A 16,814-nucleotide genomic window follows, 5' to 3' on the forward strand; every position below is an offset into this window, starting at 1 on the left:
GCGCGGTTCCGTGCGGGCGGCAATTTCGTCGCGCAATGCGCGAGCCGAAAATGACGGCAAGGCACGTTCCTGCGTCACCCAGGAACATGTTGCGGCGCACGGTTCCCCGCCGACGATCTTGCGCCCTGGGTGAAGCATGATCGCGGCGGGGAACGCGCCGACCCAGCGTCGCCAGGTCAGCTCTTGTAGTCGATCAGCAGCGCGGAGAAGCTCGAGCCGCTCGACGCGCTGCCATTGGCACCGTAGGACGACGCCGACGATTGCGATTGCTGCAGCGCCTGGAGGAATTGCTGGAGGATTTCCGCGGTCGTTGCGTCAGCCGACGTGCTGTTGGTCGAATCCGCGGTCGTCGACGAATCCGAATTAGCATCATCCGGCGGCGGGCCGGGCGGCGGTCCGCCTGCCCCACCGGGGCCACCCGCCCCGCCCGGACCATTGGCGAAGGCGGACTGAAACACGCTCTTCAGCTCCTCGGCCTGATCCGAGGTCAGCGTCCCGCTCGACACCTCGTTCGAGATGAGGTCGTCGATCTTCGACTGCATCTCGTCCTTGGAAGGACGCGTGCCGCTCGATTGGTCGCTCGACCGGCTCTGCTGGAGCGCGGTGTCGATGTCGGTGAGCGCCGTCGACAGCGCGGACTGGTCCGACGACGAGATCGTGCCGGCGGAGACTTGCGATTGCAATTCCTGCTGCAGCCGCTGCAGCGGCGACTGATAGCTGCTGGCGGAGGCCGCCGAAATCGAGGTCATGATGGCTCCGTGGATCTTGCGGGGTTTCGTGGCGAACGGCACCACGGTATGGTTAACGGCCTTAACGAGATCTTGCCGCTCCACTGCCCGGTCATGTCCCGGCATTGCGACGGGGCTGATGGAAACACTCCGAAACAAAAATCTTCGCCATTTGGCCCGAATCTTGGACAAACAAAGCGCATGGCCATTCCCAATCCCAACATCCTGGTCGTCGAGGACGACCGCGAAAGCCGGACGTTGATTGCGAAGTACCTGCGCAACAACGCCTGCAACGTCACCGCCGTGAGCGACGGCCGCGAGATGTCGCGCGCCATGGCCGACCATCGCGTCGACCTGATCATTCTCGACGTCATGCTGCCGGGCGAGGACGGCCTCAGCCTGTGCCGCAAGGTGCGCGCGGAGGCGCAGACGCCGATCATCATGCTGACCGCGCGCGGCGAGGACGTCGACCGCATCGTCGGCCTCGAGATGGGCGCGGACGATTATCTGCCGAAACCGTTCAACCCGCGCGAGCTGCTCGCCCGCATCAACGCGGTGCTGCGCCGCCAGGCCGCAGCGCAGGCGGCGAGCTCGATCGAGGGCGCCTCCACGCTCGCATTCGAGGGCTGGCGTATCGACCTGCGCCTGCGCGAATTGCGCAATCCGGAAGGCGCGCGCGTCGCGGTGACCAGTGCCGAATTCGATCTGCTGAGGACGTTCTGCGAGCGGCCCGGCCGCGTGCTGTCGCGCGACAGCTTGCTCGACCTCACGCAGGGCCGCAACACCGGCTCGTTCGAACGCTCCATCGACGTGCTGGTCAGCCGCATCCGCCGCAAGATCGAACCCAATCCGGCCGATCCCACCATCATCAAGACGGTGCGCTCCGGCGGCTATCTGTTCACGCCGAGGACGGAAGCGGTGACCGCGCCCCTGAGCAGCTGAAGGGCGCGCCGACGATGAAGCCGTTCGGGTTCTTCCACCTCAAGGGGATCGGCGGGCAGATCGCCGCGCTGGTGCTGGCTTCGACCGTCGCGCTGCATCTCGTCGTCACCACCGCCTTCCTGATCAGCCGGCCGGACCGCCCGGACGCCCCGCCGGACGGCGCCCATCAATTGACCGATGCTGCGCTGCTGCTCGGCGCGGCCGATACCAGCGAGCGAGCGCGCCTCGTCGCCGACCTCGCACGCGCCTTCCCCAGGCTCGGCATCGAGATGCTCGCCTCCGGGTCGGTGATCGAGTCAGGCGACGGCGCCCACCTGTTCGGGATGCGCCGTCATCTCGGGCGCGGCTACAAGGTGATGCAGCTCGCCGAGGGTCGCGCACACCGCGTCGCCGTCGAATTGCCCGACGGCACCGTGATCGCCGGCCGCGTCGACGGCGGCCCGCGGCCGTGGTTCTGGGGCGCACCATGGCTGGTGACGCTGATGACCGCCTTCATCTGTATCACCGTGCTCGGCCTGTGGGCGGCGCGTGCGCTGGCCGCGCCGCTGTCGTCCTTCGCCAAGGCCGCGGAGAATTTCAGCCTGGACGGCACCGCCGAGCCGCTGCCCGAGCGCGGCCCGGAGGAGATCCGTTCGGTCGCGCGCGCGCTCAACCGCATGCACGAGCGGATCGCGCGGCTGATGTCGGATCGCACGCGGATGCTGGCCGCGATCAGCCACGATCTGCGCACGCCGATCACACGCTTGAGACTGCGCGCCGAATTCATCGAGGACGAAGGCAACCGCAAGCGCATGCTGATCGACCTCGACCAGATGCGCTCGATGCTGGAATCCGTGCTGTCGCTGCTGCGCAACGACCGCAAGATCGAGGCGGTGACGCTGGTCGACATCGCCAGCACGCTGCAGCTCGTCGCCGACCAGTTCGGCGACATGGGCCATGTCGTGCATTATGACGGGCCGGCGTCCGCGACCGCCGCCGCGCGGCCCGACGATCTGCATCGCGGCGTCACCAACCTCGTCGAGAACGCGGTGCGCTTCGGCGCCGAGGTGACGATCCGCCTCGGCGTCTCGGGCACGACACTCGTCATCGACGTCGAGGACGACGGCCCCGGCATCTCGGATGCGCGCAAGCAGGAGATGCTGGAGCCGTTCGTGCGCGGCGACGATGCGCGGACCATGGACGAGTCCACCGGCTTCGGGCTCGGCCTGTCGATCGCGCGCGCGATTGCGCTCGCCCATGGTGGCGAGCTGTCGCTGCACGACCGCGAGCCGCATGGCTTGATCGTGCGGATGCAATTGCCGATCTGGCAGGAGCCGCGGCTGGCGGCCTAGCTCAAGCCGCGAGCGGCGGGTGCTCGACAGCCTCACGCTCGAAGATCGCCACCGCCTCGAAGCGGTAGCCGCAGGCGTGGCAGGTCCAGAGATAGGAAACGCGGCCTTCGCCCGGCTCGATCCAGTCCGGGAACGGAATTGGCGTGCCGCACTGTGCACAGGGGTTCTGTGTGGGAATGTCGTCGATGTCTGCCGGGGTCATGGACGTCCTCCCGCATGCTGTTTTGACGAGCGATTTTTGGGCGGAGACACGAATGGCCAGACCAGCTGTCGCGTAAGGCGCCCCGCCAACTGCAAACCTAACCTAGGTTTGAGTCGTAAAAGCGACGGCCCGACGAAAATCGCCGGAGGCGGCGTTTCGCCACATCATCGCCGTGTTCCCACGGCCTAACCCGCACGGGTGCAGGTCCGTTCTGCCAAGGAATATTTCGATGAAGATTTTACGCGTTGCCGCGCTGCTCGCGGCCGGATTGACATTGCCGCAGGCCGCATTCGCCGGCGAAGCCGAATATGCCGAGATGGTCGCGGCCCATGCCCGCGCCAATGGCGTGCCGGAGGCGCTGGTGCACCGCGTGATCATGCGCGAGAGCCGTTATCAGCCCGGCCTCGTCGGCCGCGGCGGCACCATCGGGTTGATGCAGATCAAGCTCGCGACCGCCCGCGGGGTCGGCTACACCGGCGATGCCGCCGGCCTGCGCGATCCCAACACCAATCTCACTTATGCGGTCAAATATCTCGCCGGCGCCTATCGCGCCGCCAATGGCGACCACGCCCGAGCCGTGCGTTATTTCGCGGGCGGCTATTACTACGTTGCAAAGCGGCAGCGCCAGGAGGCCGTGCAGGTCGCCACTATGGGCGAGACCAATATGGGCGCGACCTGGCTCGAGCCGAACGGCAACCCGCAGCCGATGTTTGGCACCGCCCCGCACAGGAAGCTCGCCCAGCGTGTCCGCAACGCCCGGGCGCAGGCCTTGAAGTAACTCCGCGTGTCCCGGACGCGCTGCAGCGTGCCAAGAGCGCGTTCACGCGCGTCTTCGAAGCGCCACGAACGGCCCGGTTCCCGCCTGACGCGTTGACACCAGCTCCCACTGGCATACATTAGAGCCGTTCCGAGGGGTGCTCCGAGGAGGAGCTGAGATACCGCTAAATGGGCAATACCGCCCAGGACCGCGGTGACCCTTTGAACCTGATCCGGGTCATGCCGGCGAAGGGACAGGGATGTACCAGACCACCAAGCGACCGGACTCACCGGTATCCATCATCGGCGCAGGCATCGCAGGGGCTTGGCAGGCCTTGCTGTTCGCGCAGGCCGGCCATGCCGTGACGTTACACGAGCGTGGTGACGCCGCCATGACCGACGCCACCAGCCATTGGGCCGGCGGCATGCTCGCGCCCTATTGCGAGGCGGAGGTCGCCGAACCCATCATCAGCCGCCTCGGCCTGCGCTCCCTCGACATCTGGCGCCGCGAATTGCCGGAAACGCCGTTCAACGGCTCGCTCGTCGTCGCCCATCCCCGCGAGCGCAACGATTTCGAGCGCTTCGCCCGGATGACCGAGGGCCACGAGCGGCTCGATGCCGCCGGCCTCGCCGCGCTGGAGCCGTCGCTGGAGGGCCGCTTCCGCGAGGCCCTGTTCTTCCCGAGCGAGGGCCATGTCGAGCCGCGCCGCGTGCTGCCCAAGCTGCACGAGCGCATCCGCGCCGCCGGCGGCACCATCAAATTCTCCAGCGACGTTTCAGCCAAAGACCTCGACGGCATCGTGATCGACTGCCGCGGCCTTTCCGCGCGCGACGAGCAGCCTGACTTACGCGGCGTCAAGGGCGAGATGATCCTGATCGAGACAGACGAGGTGCAGCTTGCGCGTCCGGTGCGGCTGATCCATCCGCGCTGGCCGCTCTACGTGATCCCGCGCGAGGACAATCTGTTCATGTTGGGCGCGACCTCGATCGAGGCCGAGGACACCGGCGTCAGCGTGCGCTCGGCGCTGGAGCTGTTAGGGGCCGCCTATGCCGTGCATCCTGCCTTCGGCGAAGCCCGCATCGTCGAATTCGGCTCCGGCCTGCGCCCCGCTTTTCCCGACAATTTGCCACGCATCGGCATTCGCGACGGCAAGATCAGCGTCAACGGGCTCTACCGTCACGGCTTCCTGCTCGCGCCGGCGCTCGCCGAGCTGACACTTGCCTACGTCCAGCGCGGCCAGATCGACAACGAGGTGATGCAGTGCGGGTGATCGTCAACGGCGAGCAGCGCGAGGTGAGCTCAGCCAGCGTCGACGCGCTGCTCACCGAGCTCGACTACCAGGGCACCCATTTCGCCATCGCGCTCAATTACGACGTCGTGCCGAAAAGCCGCTGGGCTGAGACAGCGCTGAAAGCCGGCGACGAGATCGAGATCATCACGCCGCGGCAGGGAGGGTGAGGAGATGGTGAATGCGGTCGCCGCCTTCCTTCGCCTCTCCCCGCTTGCGGGGAGAGGCCGGAATTTGCAAAGCAAATTCCGGGTGAGGGGGGCTCTCCGCGAGTCCAGCTCTCACCGTCCCCGCGGAGGCTCCCCCTCACCCCGACCCTCTCCCCGCAAGCGGGGCGAGGGAGCGCACTGCATTTGAGGAGACACCTTCATGGTGACCTTCTACGGCAAGACCTTCGCTTCGCGCCTCCTGATCGGCAGTGCGCTCTATCCCTCGCCTGCGATCATGCAGGCGGCGATCCGCGCCTCCCGCTCCAACATCGTCACGGTGTCGCTGCGCCGCGAATCCGCCGGCGGCAAGACCGGGGACGCGTTCTGGAAGCTGATCCGCGAGCTCGACGTCACCGTGCTGCCGAACACCGCGGGCTGCCGCAGCGTGCGCGAGGCGGTGACGACCGCAAAACTCGCGCGCGAATTGTTCGGCACGAGCTGGATCAAGCTGGAAGTCATCGCCGACAACGACACGCTGCAGCCCGACGTCGTCGGCCTGGTCGAGGCCGCCAGCATCCTGATCAAGGACGGCTTTGAGGTCTTCCCCTATTGCACCGAGGATCTCTCGGTGGCCAACCGCCTGGTCGATGCCGGCTGTAAGGTGGTGATGCCGTGGGCGGCGCCAATCGGTAGCGCAAAGGGGATCATCAATCGCGATGCGCTCAAGCTGCTGCGCGAGCGACTGCCCGACATCACGCTAGTGGTCGACGCCGGCTTAGGGGCGCCGAGCCACGCCGCGCACGCGCTCGAGCTCGGCTACGACGCCGTGCTGCTCAACACCGCCATCGCCAAAGCCGCCGATCCCGTCGCCATGGCCAACGCCTTCCGCCTCGGTGTCGAGGCCGGCCGCACCGCCTACGAAGCCGGACTGATGAACGCCCGCGACTTCGCCTCCCCTTCCACCCCTGTCGTTGGGACCCCGTTCTGGCATGCCGTATCCTGATCGCCACGCGTATCCTGATCGTTTCTATCCCGTTGTCGACAGCCTTAAATGGGTCGAGCGCCTGACGAAACTCGGCGTCGGCACCATTCAGCTGCGCGCCAAAGAGCTGAACGACGCCGACGCGCTGCAGATCGTCACGGATGCGCTGGCGATCACCAAGGACACGCAGGCCAAGCTGGTCGTGAACGACTATTGGCGCGCGGCGGTCGTCGCCGGCGCAAAATATCTGCATCTCGGCCAGGAGGATCTCGCCGACGCCGACCTCAAGGCGATCCGCGAGGCCGGGCTGTCGCTCGGCATCTCCACCCATGACGACGCCGAGCTTGCGACGGCGCTCAAAGCCAAGCCCGATTACGTCGCGCTCGGCCCGATCTTCTTCACCACGCTGAAATCGATGCGCTTCGAGCCGCAGGGCATTCCAAAAATCACGGAATGGAAGCAGCGCATCGGCAACATTCCGCTGGTCGCGATCGGCGGCATCAAGTTCGAGCACGCCGCGGAGATCTTTGCGGCGGGCGCGGATTCCATCGCCGTCGTGTCCGACGTCACCCAAAACGCCGATCCCGATGCCCGCGTGCGGCAGTGGCTCGGCCTAACGGTGGAGGCTGCGTGATGCATGTCCCGCTCTCTCCACCCGTCATTGCGATGAGCCCTTGCGACGAAGCAATCCAGACTGCTTCCGCGGAAACATTTCTGGATTGCTTCGCTGCGCTCGCAATGACGGAGAACTTCGTCGCCAGCGTTGCCCAAACGCACGCACAACAGAATTAAACGGAGGCCCCCATGAACATCCGCTCCAACCCCGAAAAGACCATCCCCGCCGTCACCACCGGCCCGCTTCCCTCCTCGCGAAAAATCTTCGCATCCCCTGACGCCGCGCCCGACCTGCGCGTGCCCTTGCGCGAAATCATCCTCTCCGAAGGCGCAGGCGAGCCGAACCTGCCGGTCTATGACACTTCGGGCCCCTATACCGACCCGAGCGTGACCATCGACGTCAACGCCGGCCTTGCGCGCAACCGCAAGCAATGGGTGCTGGAGCGCGGCGGCGTCGAGGAATATGAGGGCCGGCAGATCAAGCCGGAGGACAATGGCAGCGTCTCCACCGACAAGGCCGCGCGCGCCTTCTCGGCCTATCACAAGCCCTTACGCGGCCTCGACGGCCACAAGGTGACGCAGCTCGAATTCGCCCGCGCCGGCATCATCACCAAGGAGATGATCTACGTCGCCGCCCGCGAGAACCTCGGCCGGAAGGCACAGCTCGAACGCGCCGAAGCGGCCCTCGCCGACGGCGAAAGCTTTGGCGCCTCCGTGCCCGCCTTCATCACGCCGGAATTCGTGCGCGACGAGATCGCGCGCGGCCGCGCCATCATCCCCTCCAACATCAACCACAGCGAACTCGAGCCGATGATCATCGGCCGCAACTTCCTGACCAAGATCAACGCCAATATCGGCAACTCGGCAGTGACGTCGTCGGTCGAGGAAGAGGTCGAGAAGATGGTGTGGGCGATCCGCTGGGGCGCCGACACCGTGATGGACCTCTCCACGGGGCGCAACATCCACACCACGCGCGAATGGATCTTGCGCAACTCGCCGGTGCCGATCGGCACCGTGCCGATCTACCAGGCGCTGGAGAAGTGCAACGGCGATCCGGTAGCGCTGACCTGGGAGCTCTACAAGGACACCCTGATCGAGCAGTGCGAGCAGGGCGTCGACTACTTCACCATCCACGCCGGCGTGCGCCTGCAATACATCCACCTCACGGCGAACCGCGTCACCGGCATCGTCAGCCGTGGCGGCTCGATCATGGCGAAGTGGTGCCTGGCGCATCACAAGGAAAGCTTCCTCTATACGCATTTCGACGAGATCTGCGACCTCATGCGCAAGTATGACGTCTCGTTCTCGCTCGGCGACGGCCTGCGTCCGGGCTCGATCGCCGACGCCAACGACCGCGCGCAGTTCGCCGAGTTGGAGACCCTCGGCGAATTGACAAAAATCGCGTGGGACAAGGGCTGCCAGGTCATGATCGAAGGCCCCGGCCACGTGCCGATGCACAAGATCAAGATCAACATGGACAAGCAGCTCAAGGAGTGCGGCGAAGCGCCGTTCTACACGCTTGGACCGCTGACCACCGACATCGCGCCGGGCTATGACCACATCACCTCAGGCATCGGTGCCGCCATGATCGGCTGGTTCGGCTGCGCCATGCTCTGCTACGTCACACCGAAGGAGCATCTCGGTCTGCCCGATCGCAACGACGTCAAGACCGGCGTCATCACCTACAAGATCGCGGCGCACGCCTCCGATCTCGCCAAGGGCCACCCTGCCGCGCAACTGCGCGACGACGCGCTCTCGCGCGCCCGCTTCGACTTCCGCTGGACCGACCAGTTCAACCTCGGCCTCGATCCGGATACCGCCAAGAACTTCCACGACGAGACCCTGCCGAAGGAAGCCCACAAGGTCGCCCATTTCTGCTCGATGTGCGGGCCAAAATTCTGCTCGATGAAGATCACGCAGGACGTGCGGGACTACGCCGCGACGCTGAACGATCCGAACTCGGTGGGGATGTCGATGGCCGGCACCGTCGAGGACGGAATGGCCAAGATGAGCGCGAAGTTCAAGGAGATGGGGAGCAACGTTTATCTGGATGCGGAGAAGGTGAAGGAGAGCAATCGGGTGTTGTGAGGGGCGTCGACGCAACGACCGATGCAATCGAGAACTGATGCGAGGGGAGGGCCCAACGGGCCCCCTCCCAACGGCAACCACAACCTGTTTGCCTTCCCTTTGTGAATCGCTATTCTAAGTCGCAGCTTGGGGGAGATTGCTATGGGGCTTTCGGACATCTACTATATAACCGTATCTATTTCCGCAGTTGCAGCGACCGCCGCCTTCATTATCTCTGTAATTGATCAAATCCGCGAGCGACGCGAGCTGGCAGTACAAAAGTGGCGCCGCGCTGTTATCCAGCAAATGTTTCAGGGATCGAGTCGGGTACTCCTTCGATGAGATTGCTCAGCGGTACCGGAATGAAGCTGTTGGTTATGCCAGCTACAATCTCAAAGCAGATGAACTATCACCTCAATCCTTGCGGCTAGTTCTCTTGGAGATGATCCATCAACTTATCCTCGAGCAGAGAAAGGAGGATAAATATAGCCTCAGATCATTCGACAGCGGCGTCGAGAGTTACAAGGAGGCTCAAGCCGAACTTATGAGTTCCCACAGTACGGCGATGGCTGCCCTTCAGGATTCGAATGCGGCAAGAATGATCTCGGAAATGGGCAACCAGCTGCAAACTCACATTGCCTTTGTCGGTCGAATATCGAATGAAGTATTCAACCTCATAGGGGATGAACCGTTTCGGTACACCATCTCAGATCTTTCGATAAAGGTATCTCAAAAATTGAACGCCCCAATTGAAGTGGTCCGCGGCCAAATTGTGCAATTGGTTGCTCGAAAGATGCTGCAGGCTGATGAGCGTGGAAGAGTCGGTTTGGGGGCCAATGTAGACAGATCAGCCATATCGGACTTTGAGCCGGACGATTAAGGGCTACCATTCCCGGCTAGCGTTGCCCGCATGAGCGGAGCGACATTCGCAGTCCTTACAGTCGCATATCACACCGCTCATGCGAGCTACAGCCGCGGATGATTCGCTTGCCCGTAGCCATCCTCCACCGCCTCCCCGACCAGCTCCGTCCCGACCTCCGCCTCGTCTTCGTCGGCACCGCCGCCTCGACGCGCTCGGCCGAGCTCGGGCACTACTACGCCCATCCCGGCAACCGCTTCTGGCGCGCGATCCATGAGGCCGGGATCACGCCGCGGCGCTATCAGCCGGGCGAGTTCGCTTCGCTGATCGCGCTCGGGATCGGCTTCACAGACCTCTGCAAAACGGGCGCCGGCATGGATCACCAGATCGCGTCGGAGACGATCGACGTACCTAGCTTCAGGGCCAAGATCGAAAAGTATCGGCCGCGGACGATTGCGTTCACGAGCAAGAAGGCGGCGAGCTTGTTTTACGGCAGGCCGTCGCGGGGGATTGTCCTGGGGCGGCAGGCGCGCGATGAGTGTCCAGGGGAGGTATTCGTGCTGCCGTCGCCATCGGGAGCAGCGTCCGGGCATTGGACGCTGGAGCCGTGGCGCGAGCTGGCGGCGTGGATCAAGTCGTAGCGCGGGCAAAGGCGCTTTTGCGCCGTGCCCACCATCTCTCCACGCAATCCGGTAGAACGTAGGGCTATCGCATATGCATTTCGCGGGGGCCACCCGCGAGTTTGCTCCGCCTCTCCCGCTTGCGGGAGAGGCCGACGCGTCCCGGGCGATGCGAAGCATCGTCCCGAGCGCGGCGGGTGAGGGCTCTCACCGCACTGGGATCGCCTCCGCAATTCTCGATAATCCCGACGCGGAGGCACCCCCACCCCAGCCCTCCCCCGCAAGCGGGAGAGGGAGCCCACTGCCGATGCCGAAGCATTATTCACGCCATATGCGATAGCCCTACGGTAGAACGGTGGGCACGGCGCGCGAGGAACGCGCCTTTGCTCACCCTACGAGACCGTTTGCGAGGCGGGCAGCTCACCCCGCACGCCCACTCGTCGTCCTGGCGAAAGCCAGGACCCATTACCCCAGGGAAAAGTTTGGCGAAGACTCGTGGTCCAGTACTGCAATCGTGCGCAATCGATAGATTCCGCGGTATGGGTCCTGGCTTTCGCCAGGACGACACCGGTGGATTGGCTGGCAACTCGTAGCCCGGATGAGCGAAGCGATATCCGGGGTCGGCGGTTGACCCGCATGTCGTTCGCTCATGCGGGCTACAGGTTCTATGAAGTACCCTGTCGGAATCCGCCCCACCCGTTCGTCCTCTGGATACATCACGCCCGGAGCGCCCCGATGCCCACCATTACCGCCTTCGAAAACTCGCCCGACCGCGGCCGCGGGCAGGCCCGAGACATGCGGGTCCGCTGGGCGCTGGAGGAAGTCGGCCAGCCCTACGACGTCCGCCTCCTCTCGTTCGAGCAAATGAAGCAGCCGGCGCACCGCGCACTGCATCCGTTCGGGCAGATTCCGACCTTTGAGGACGGCGATCTCGCCTTGTTCGAGTCCGGCGCGATCGTGCTCCATATCGCCGAACATCATGCCGGACTGCTGCCAGTCGAGCCGAATGCGAGGAGCCGCGCGATCGCGTGGATGTTCGCCGCGCTCAGCACGCTGGAGCCGCCGATCATCGAGCTCGCGATGGCGATGCTGTTCGAGCGCGACAAGAGCTGGTACGCCGAGCGCCTGCCCATGCTTCAAGATCGCGTCCGTATCAGGCTCGGCGAACTGTCCCGCCACCTCGGCGAGGCCGACTGGCTCGATGGCGCGTTCAGCGCCGGCGATCTCCTGATGGTGACGGTGCTGCGGAGGTTGAACACGTCGGGCCTGCTGGGTGAATATCCTGAAATCGCCGCCTATGTCGCCCGCGGTGAGGCGCGGCCGGCTTTCAAGCGGGCGTTCGATGCGCAATTGGCGGTGTTCACCGCGGCGTCGCGTTCGTAGGGGGCGCCGCTCCGCGTTCAGCCGTCGTCCTGGCGAAAGCCAGGACCCATTACCCCAGCGCAAAGTTTGGCGAAGACTGGTGGTCCGGTACTACGACTGTTCGCAACCGATAGATTCCGCGGTATGGGTCCTGGCTTTCGCCAGGACGACAGCGCGGGTTTGACAAATCCCGTCCACCCATTGCGTCTGCCACGGCGCCCCTGCATGCTGGCCTCCGCCAACACAGAGGAGCCGCCGCCCATGCTGACCCTCTACTCCTACCCAGAGCTGTTCGGCGTCGCCGACAACAACGGCTACGGCCTCAAGGTCTATGCCTTCCTTAAGCTCGCGGGCGTGCCGTTCGTGCACGAGCACGTCTTCGATGCCTCCGCCGCGCCGCGCGGGCAGCTGCCTTACATCGTCGACGACGGCGAGACCATCGGCGACAGCGAGACCATCATCGCGCATGCGATCGCGAAATATCTCCTCACCATCGATGCCTTGCTCGCACCGGAACAGCGGCGCACCAATCATCTCGTCACGCGCATGCTGGACGATCTCTACTGGGTGATGTCGTATTCGCGCTGGAAGGACGAGCGCTTCTATCCGGCGTTCCGCGATGCCTTCATCGCGCAGCATCCGCAGATCGACGCGGCCGGCTTCGAGAAGGCCAAGGCCTACAACGCGCAGCGCTATCATTTCCAGGGCATCGGCCGCTACACGCCCGAGCAGGCTTACGCGCGGGGGCTTGCCGATCTCAAGGTGCTGGCCGAGATCGTGCCGGCTGCCGGCTACATGCATGGCGCGGCGCCCACCAGCATCGATGCCGGCATCTACGGCTTCATCGCCAACATCCACTACTTTCCGATCCCGACGCCGCTGAAGGCCTTCGTCGATGCGCACGCAAACCTCGTCGCGCATTGCGAGCGGATTCATGCGGCAGTGAGCAGGACGTAGACTATTCCGTCATTGCGAGCGCAGCGAAGCAATCCAGAATCTCGCCGCGGGGACGGACTGGATTGCTTCGCATCGCTCGCAATGACGGCGTTGAAGCGGCGTGCCCTACCGCATCGTGATCGCAAGCCCGCTGAGATCCGCATTCGCCATCAACCCGACCTGCCGGCCGGTCAATTCCAGCACGGCGCCCTTCTGGTTGGTCAGCACGATGGCGCGGGCGCCGGCGCCGACGGCAAGGCCGGCACCGGCGGCGCCGTAGACGCCGGCGACATCCGAGGGGCGATTGATGTTGGAGACGCGGCCGCGCAGCACGGTTTTCGAGCCGCCGAACACGAGGCCGTAGTCGAGCCCGCCCGTGGAGAGCCCATAGGTGCGACCGCGGAAATTGAGCACGCCGCTCCCGCCCGAGCCGCCGATGATCCAGCCAGCCTTGTAGATCGTCAGCGTCACGAAACCGCTGTCGGCCCGTGCCGCCGTCGAGAGGCCAGCCAGGGCGGCGATGGCGACCAGCGCGGCGCGGAAGGTGGATGCGAGCTTCATGGGGATCTCCGGGGGCTACTTTTCAAGGCAGGAATCGAATCAGACGCGACAAATCTATCCGATCGATCGCGGCGGCAACATGATTGCGGCGCGTGAGGAGTGAGGCGTGAGGCACGAGGCGTGAGGCGTGAAATGCGGCAACGCATTCAACCGTCATCGCCCGCGCAGGCGGGCGATCCAGTATTCCGAGACGGTTGTGGCTGAACCGAGAGGCCGCGGCGTACTGGATGCCCCGCCTGCGCGGGGCATGACGACGGAGTTTGGAGCAGCAAGCCGGCACTGCGCCATGATGCAATTCATGCCAGTGTTTTGCCCGACGAGTCAACTTTTATTTCGGACTTTTCGAAAACGCTGATAAGCTTGGCCTTTTCTACTGTGCATGGGGTTGTTTTCGCATTTTTTGTTTTGAGCGCCCCTCGCCTGCCGGTACGCTCATGCGTCTATCGACCGTCCCCGAGGTGATCCCATGCCGATCCAGCATTTCGCGCCCCCGCCGCATGTCAAGGCGCCGCCGCTGTCTTTTGCCACCCGCGTTGGCAATCTCCTGTTCGTCTCCGGCATTCCCGGCTTCGACGCCAATGGCGCGCTGCCCGATGGGTTCGAGTCGCAGTTCGCCAACGTCGTCGTCAACATCAAGCGGGTGCTGGTCGATGCGGGCGCGAGCATGCACGACCTCGTCAAGGTCAACGTGCTCTTGACCCGCGCCTCGGACGTGGCCGCCATGAACGCGCTCTATGCCGGCGCCTTCGGCCCGCCGCCCTACCCCGCGCGCACGACTTGCGTGGTGCAGGCGCTGCCCGATCCGAAGATGCTGATCGAGATCGAGGCGGTGGCGTCGCTTTCGAAGTGAGCAACGCTTAAGCACGTGTGACTTGTCGGGCACGCGGCCAAACCAAATGCGCGGCAGCAACTGACATGTCCGTGAACGGCCGCTCCCCGGCTTGCAAAGACCCTGCTTTTCCCGCACGAATTTTCGGATCCCACTTCCCCCACAAGGAGATATTTCATGCGTCGCGCGCTCGCGCTCTGTGCCGTTGCCGGCATCGCTTCGTCCGTGTTCGCCGTGCCCGCCTCGGCGAAGGTCGGCTATTACGTGATCCGCTGGGACAACACCGGCATCTGCCAGGTCTGGAACGAGGATCTGCAGTACAAGCCGTTCCAGTGGGGGGTGTCGACCTATAAGATCATCAGCAAGCCGCTCCCGACTTTCCAGGAGGCGTCGGACCTCCAGATCAAGATGCGGTCGGAGCGACGCTGCACGCTCTGAGCTGACGCAACGGATCGAATTTGAAGGGCGGGTCGCGCGAGCGATCCGCCCTTTCCGTTTTGCACGCGCATTTTCCCGCGCGCCCGCTTTGAACCTGACCGGCTGGCGGAACTACTCACATCTTGTCCGGGGCGCAGGCCCAAAAGCGTCCCGCACCGGCCTTCCCATCATTGTCGGGAGGCGCATCCCACCTTTCATTTTGAGGAGCTGATCATGCGTCGTATTTCCGTGCTCTGCGCTGCCGTCGGTCTTGCCGTCACCGCGTTCGTCGCTGCGAGCCCTGCCGAAGCCAGCTATCACCTGATCCGTTGGCAGGACACCGGCTTCTGCCAGATCTGGGACGAGAGCATCCCGACCACGCCGTGGCCGTCCGACTACTCCCGCGTCAGTGCGACCGTGCCGACCTTCGGCGATGCGCTGATGTTGAAGGATCAGGCGCTCATGAACGGCCACTGCACCTGGTAACAATTCGATCGACGGACGAAGAGCCGGGCAAGGACCTCGCGTCCTTGCCCGCGCTTTTTTTCGAGCTGCGTGAACAGAGATCGTAGGGCGGGCAAAGCGGAAGCTTGCCCACCGATTCCATCCGTGAAGAAAATGGTGGGCACGGCGCTTTGCGCCTTTGCCCACCCCTACGAGATATCGCCAGGCGCTCTCACGCGTCCTTGTGCGCGCCGGGATGGATCAGGATGTCGCGCGCGGCGGCGAGGTCGATGAAGGCTTGCGCGCTGCCGCCATGGTCGGGATGCATGCCCTTGGCGGCGCGGCGATAGGCCTGATTGATATCCTCGCACGTGAGCTGCACAGCGAGCGGCAGGCCGAGCACCTTGCGGGCGCGATCCTCGCTCGACAGCTTCTTCGGCATGGCATTGCGGCGACCGAAGCGCGGCGCGGTCAGATCATGAATGACCTCGAGCACCACGCTGATGCGGCGCTGAGCTGCCAGTGCGACGCTGTGATCGTCATTGTCGACGGCCTGGCGCAGTACTGGTAGCGCCTGCTCCGCCGCCTGGCGCAGCGTGACGTCAGTGCTCATCCGCGCGATCTCGGCCACGAGCCGGCCGGCCTCGGCCCAATCGGCAGATTGCGCCGACCGCAGGCGTTCGAGTGCGAGTTTCCAGGATTCAAGCCGTTCCATCATGCGCGCAACGTTTAGCAATGAAGATCAGTATGCCAAGGCCGCCGTTTCCGACCCCTTAATTTCGAGTTAGCTTTTCGTGAAACTTCGAAACGAAAACGGGAGGAAACTGTCATGGCATTGCTCGCAAACCACATCGCCGTCGTCACCGGCGCCGGTTCCGGCATCGGCCGGGCGATCGCAGCCGGCTATGCGCGGGAAGGCGCGCAAGTGGTGCTGCTCGACGTCAATGCCGACACGGTGGCGGAGGCCGCCCAGGAGATCCGCAAGGCTGGCGGCAAGGCCGAGAGCTTTGCGCTGGACGTGACCAGGCGTGACGATTGCTTCGCACTGGCAAAGCAAGTCGCGGACAAGGTCGGGCAGGTCTCGATCCTCGTCAACAATGCCGGCATCACCCGCCGCAACGCCTTCACCGCCGAGACCGAGACGGTGGCGAAGGACTGGAGCGACATCATCTCGCTCAACCTCAACGGCGTCTTCAACATGACGCAGGCGTTCCTCGCGCCCCTGCGCGCAAGCAAGGGGCGCATCGTCAATATCGGCTCGATCCAGTCCTTCGTGCATCTGCGCACGCCGAGCTCGGCGGCCTATACGACCTCGAAGCACGGCGTGCTCGGCTTCACCAAGGCGCTCGCGGTCGAGCTCGGCAAGGAAGGCGTACGCGTCAATGCGATCGGGCCCGGCTTCATCGAGACCAACATCAACGCCAATGTGCGCGCGACCAATCCGGCGCTGGTGCAGGCCTTCGTCGATCACACTCCGCTGGCGCGCACCGGCAAGCCCGAGGACATCGTCGGCCCCGCGATCTTCCTGGCTTCGGATCTGTCGGCCTATGTCACCGGAACGATCGTGATGGTGGACGGCGGATATCGGACGGTGTGAGCGAGCGCGGAAGCTCTTACCACTGGCTCAGTGTCATCGTCCGCGCAGGCGGACGATCCACTATCCCAGAGACCGTTGTGGGATACGGAAGGGCCGCGGCGTACTGGATGCCCCGCCTCCGCGGGGCA

The 16,814-nt window shown here is 64.5% G+C and carries 20 protein-coding genes and 1 riboswitch; of the genes, 16 read left to right on the forward strand and 4 right to left on the reverse strand.

The window, feature by feature from the left end; translation table 11 throughout:
* Positions 1 to 176 precede the first annotated feature (176 nt).
* Positions 177 to 749 (reverse strand): hypothetical protein, encoded by a 573-nt coding sequence (locus XH85_RS38340; protein WP_164940567.1) that lies wholly within the window; start codon positions 747 to 749, stop codon positions 177 to 179.
* A 180-nt stretch (positions 750 to 929) separates the two neighbouring features.
* Between XH85_RS38340 and XH85_RS38345 the strand changes: the two genes are divergently transcribed.
* Entirely contained in the window at positions 930 to 1,670 is a 741-nt protein-coding gene (locus tag XH85_RS38345) for a response regulator (protein WP_128936074.1), read from the forward strand.
* A gap of 14 nt (positions 1,671 to 1,684) precedes the next feature.
* Complete coding sequence (locus XH85_RS38350) at positions 1,685 to 3,001, forward strand: ATP-binding protein (protein ID WP_128936075.1); 1,317 nt, start codon at positions 1,685 to 1,687, stop codon at positions 2,999 to 3,001.
* Position 3,002: 1 nt separating this feature from the next.
* Here the strand turns inward: XH85_RS38350 and XH85_RS38355 are convergent, their stop codons facing one another.
* Positions 3,003 to 3,203 (reverse strand): hypothetical protein, encoded by a 201-nt coding sequence (locus XH85_RS38355; protein WP_128936076.1) that lies wholly within the window; start codon positions 3,201 to 3,203, stop codon positions 3,003 to 3,005.
* A 229-nt stretch (positions 3,204 to 3,432) separates the two neighbouring features.
* Here XH85_RS38355 and XH85_RS38360 point away from each other — a divergent pair, with 229 nt between their 5' ends.
* From XH85_RS38360 to XH85_RS38415, 10 genes are all read left to right on the forward strand, one after another.
* Positions 3,433 to 3,981: a lytic transglycosylase domain-containing protein gene (locus XH85_RS38360; RefSeq protein ID WP_128936077.1), complete on the forward strand. Its 549-nt coding sequence runs from the start codon at positions 3,433 to 3,435 to the stop codon at positions 3,979 to 3,981.
* Positions 3,982 to 4,103: 122 nt separating this feature from the next.
* Positions 4,104 to 4,232, forward strand: a riboswitch (TPP riboswitch).
* Positions 4,220 to 5,230, forward strand: coding sequence for an FAD-dependent oxidoreductase (locus tag XH85_RS38365; protein WP_128936078.1), 1,011 nt, complete (start codon positions 4,220 to 4,222; stop codon positions 5,228 to 5,230). Its footprint overlaps the riboswitch before it by 13 nt.
* A complete protein-coding gene (gene thiS / locus XH85_RS38370) occupies positions 5,221 to 5,418 on the forward strand; it encodes a sulfur carrier protein ThiS (RefSeq protein ID WP_128936079.1) in 198 nt (65 codons plus the stop codon). The genes XH85_RS38365 and thiS overlap by 10 nt, the downstream gene beginning before the upstream one ends.
* Before the next feature lie 199 nt (positions 5,419 to 5,617).
* Positions 5,618 to 6,400, forward strand: coding sequence for a thiazole synthase (locus XH85_RS38375; RefSeq protein WP_128936080.1), 783 nt, complete (start codon positions 5,618 to 5,620; stop codon positions 6,398 to 6,400).
* Complete coding sequence (locus XH85_RS38380; RefSeq protein ID WP_128936081.1) at positions 6,387 to 7,013, forward strand: thiamine phosphate synthase; 627 nt, start codon at positions 6,387 to 6,389, stop codon at positions 7,011 to 7,013. Before XH85_RS38375 ends, XH85_RS38380 begins: the two co-directional genes overlap by 14 nt.
* Positions 7,014 to 7,183: 170 nt before the next feature.
* Positions 7,184 to 9,082: a phosphomethylpyrimidine synthase ThiC gene (thiC, locus tag XH85_RS38385; RefSeq protein WP_128936082.1), complete on the forward strand. Its 1,899-nt coding sequence runs from the start codon at positions 7,184 to 7,186 to the stop codon at positions 9,080 to 9,082.
* Between the two features lie 220 nt (positions 9,083 to 9,302).
* Positions 9,303 to 9,941 carry a hypothetical protein gene (locus tag XH85_RS38390; protein ID WP_128936083.1) on the forward strand — a complete coding sequence of 213 codons (639 nt, stop codon included), beginning with the start codon at positions 9,303 to 9,305 and terminating at the stop codon, positions 9,939 to 9,941.
* 98 nt (positions 9,942 to 10,039) lie between these two features.
* A complete protein-coding gene (locus XH85_RS38395; RefSeq protein WP_128936084.1) occupies positions 10,040 to 10,561 on the forward strand; it encodes a mismatch-specific DNA-glycosylase in 522 nt (173 codons plus the stop codon).
* A 714-nt stretch (positions 10,562 to 11,275) separates the two neighbouring features.
* Entirely contained in the window at positions 11,276 to 11,923 is a 648-nt protein-coding gene (locus XH85_RS38405; protein ID WP_128936085.1) for a glutathione S-transferase family protein, read from the forward strand.
* Between the two features lie 240 nt (positions 11,924 to 12,163).
* Positions 12,164 to 12,859: a glutathione S-transferase family protein gene (locus XH85_RS38415; protein ID WP_164940591.1), complete on the forward strand. Its 696-nt coding sequence runs from the start codon at positions 12,164 to 12,166 to the stop codon at positions 12,857 to 12,859.
* A gap of 105 nt (positions 12,860 to 12,964) precedes the next feature.
* Here the strand turns inward: XH85_RS38415 and XH85_RS38420 are convergent, their stop codons facing one another.
* A complete protein-coding gene (locus XH85_RS38420; protein WP_091879378.1) occupies positions 12,965 to 13,399 on the reverse strand; it encodes a hypothetical protein in 435 nt (144 codons plus the stop codon).
* A 466-nt stretch (positions 13,400 to 13,865) separates the two neighbouring features.
* Between XH85_RS38420 and XH85_RS38425 the strand changes: the two genes are divergently transcribed.
* The 3 genes from XH85_RS38425 (at position 13,866) to XH85_RS38435 (ending at position 15,131) form a co-directional block, all read left to right on the forward strand.
* A complete protein-coding gene (locus XH85_RS38425) occupies positions 13,866 to 14,249 on the forward strand; it encodes a RidA family protein (protein ID WP_128936087.1) in 384 nt (127 codons plus the stop codon).
* A gap of 156 nt (positions 14,250 to 14,405) precedes the next feature.
* Positions 14,406 to 14,666 (forward strand): hypothetical protein, encoded by a 261-nt coding sequence (locus XH85_RS38430; RefSeq protein WP_128936088.1) that lies wholly within the window; start codon positions 14,406 to 14,408, stop codon positions 14,664 to 14,666.
* 213 nt (positions 14,667 to 14,879) lie between these two features.
* On the forward strand, positions 14,880 to 15,131 hold the full coding sequence (locus XH85_RS38435; RefSeq protein WP_091879390.1) for a hypothetical protein: 252 nt from the start codon (positions 14,880 to 14,882) through the stop codon (positions 15,129 to 15,131).
* A 190-nt stretch (positions 15,132 to 15,321) separates the two neighbouring features.
* Here XH85_RS38435 and XH85_RS38440 read toward each other — a convergent pair whose 3' ends face one another.
* On the reverse strand, positions 15,322 to 15,807 hold the full coding sequence (locus tag XH85_RS38440; protein WP_128936089.1) for a J domain-containing protein: 486 nt from the start codon (positions 15,805 to 15,807) through the stop codon (positions 15,322 to 15,324).
* A 111-nt stretch (positions 15,808 to 15,918) separates the two neighbouring features.
* On the opposite strand from XH85_RS38440, the gene XH85_RS38445 reads away from it, so the two are divergent.
* On the forward strand, positions 15,919 to 16,686 hold the full coding sequence (locus tag XH85_RS38445; RefSeq protein ID WP_128936090.1) for an SDR family NAD(P)-dependent oxidoreductase: 768 nt from the start codon (positions 15,919 to 15,921) through the stop codon (positions 16,684 to 16,686).
* The last annotated feature ends 128 nt before the right edge of the window (positions 16,687 to 16,814 follow it).

This window comes from Bradyrhizobium zhanjiangense (assembly GCF_004114935.1).
Classification (GTDB): domain Bacteria; phylum Pseudomonadota; class Alphaproteobacteria; order Rhizobiales; family Xanthobacteraceae; genus Bradyrhizobium; species Bradyrhizobium zhanjiangense.

Coding starts and splice junctions, on each gene's coding strand:
- XH85_RS38340 (WP_164940567.1), bottom strand. CDS start 749: ATGACCTCGATTTCGGCGGCCTCCGCCAGCAGCTATCAGTCGCCGCTG.
- XH85_RS38345 (WP_128936074.1), top strand. CDS start 930: ATGGCCATTCCCAATCCCAACATCCTGGTCGTCGAGGACGACCGCGAA.
- XH85_RS38350 (WP_128936075.1), top strand. CDS start 1,685: ATGAAGCCGTTCGGGTTCTTCCACCTCAAGGGGATCGGCGGGCAGATC.
- XH85_RS38355 (WP_128936076.1), bottom strand. CDS start 3,203: ATGACCCCGGCAGACATCGACGACATTCCCACACAGAACCCCTGTGCA.
- XH85_RS38360 (WP_128936077.1), top strand. CDS start 3,433: ATGAAGATTTTACGCGTTGCCGCGCTGCTCGCGGCCGGATTGACATTG.
- XH85_RS38365 (WP_128936078.1), top strand. CDS start 4,220: ATGTACCAGACCACCAAGCGACCGGACTCACCGGTATCCATCATCGGC.
- XH85_RS38375 (WP_128936080.1), top strand. CDS start 5,618: ATGGTGACCTTCTACGGCAAGACCTTCGCTTCGCGCCTCCTGATCGGC.
- XH85_RS38380 (WP_128936081.1), top strand. CDS start 6,387: ATGCCGTATCCTGATCGCCACGCGTATCCTGATCGTTTCTATCCCGTT.
- thiC (WP_128936082.1), top strand. CDS start 7,184: ATGAACATCCGCTCCAACCCCGAAAAGACCATCCCCGCCGTCACCACC.
- XH85_RS38395 (WP_128936084.1), top strand. CDS start 10,040: ATGATTCGCTTGCCCGTAGCCATCCTCCACCGCCTCCCCGACCAGCTC.
- XH85_RS38405 (WP_128936085.1), top strand. CDS start 11,276: ATGCCCACCATTACCGCCTTCGAAAACTCGCCCGACCGCGGCCGCGGG.
- XH85_RS38415 (WP_164940591.1), top strand. CDS start 12,164: ATGCTGACCCTCTACTCCTACCCAGAGCTGTTCGGCGTCGCCGACAAC.
- XH85_RS38420 (WP_091879378.1), bottom strand. CDS start 13,399: ATGAAGCTCGCATCCACCTTCCGCGCCGCGCTGGTCGCCATCGCCGCC.
- XH85_RS38425 (WP_128936087.1), top strand. CDS start 13,866: ATGCCGATCCAGCATTTCGCGCCCCCGCCGCATGTCAAGGCGCCGCCG.
- XH85_RS38430 (WP_128936088.1), top strand. CDS start 14,406: ATGCGTCGCGCGCTCGCGCTCTGTGCCGTTGCCGGCATCGCTTCGTCC.
- XH85_RS38435 (WP_091879390.1), top strand. CDS start 14,880: ATGCGTCGTATTTCCGTGCTCTGCGCTGCCGTCGGTCTTGCCGTCACC.
- XH85_RS38440 (WP_128936089.1), bottom strand. CDS start 15,807: ATGATGGAACGGCTTGAATCCTGGAAACTCGCACTCGAACGCCTGCGG.
- XH85_RS38445 (WP_128936090.1), top strand. CDS start 15,919: ATGGCATTGCTCGCAAACCACATCGCCGTCGTCACCGGCGCCGGTTCC.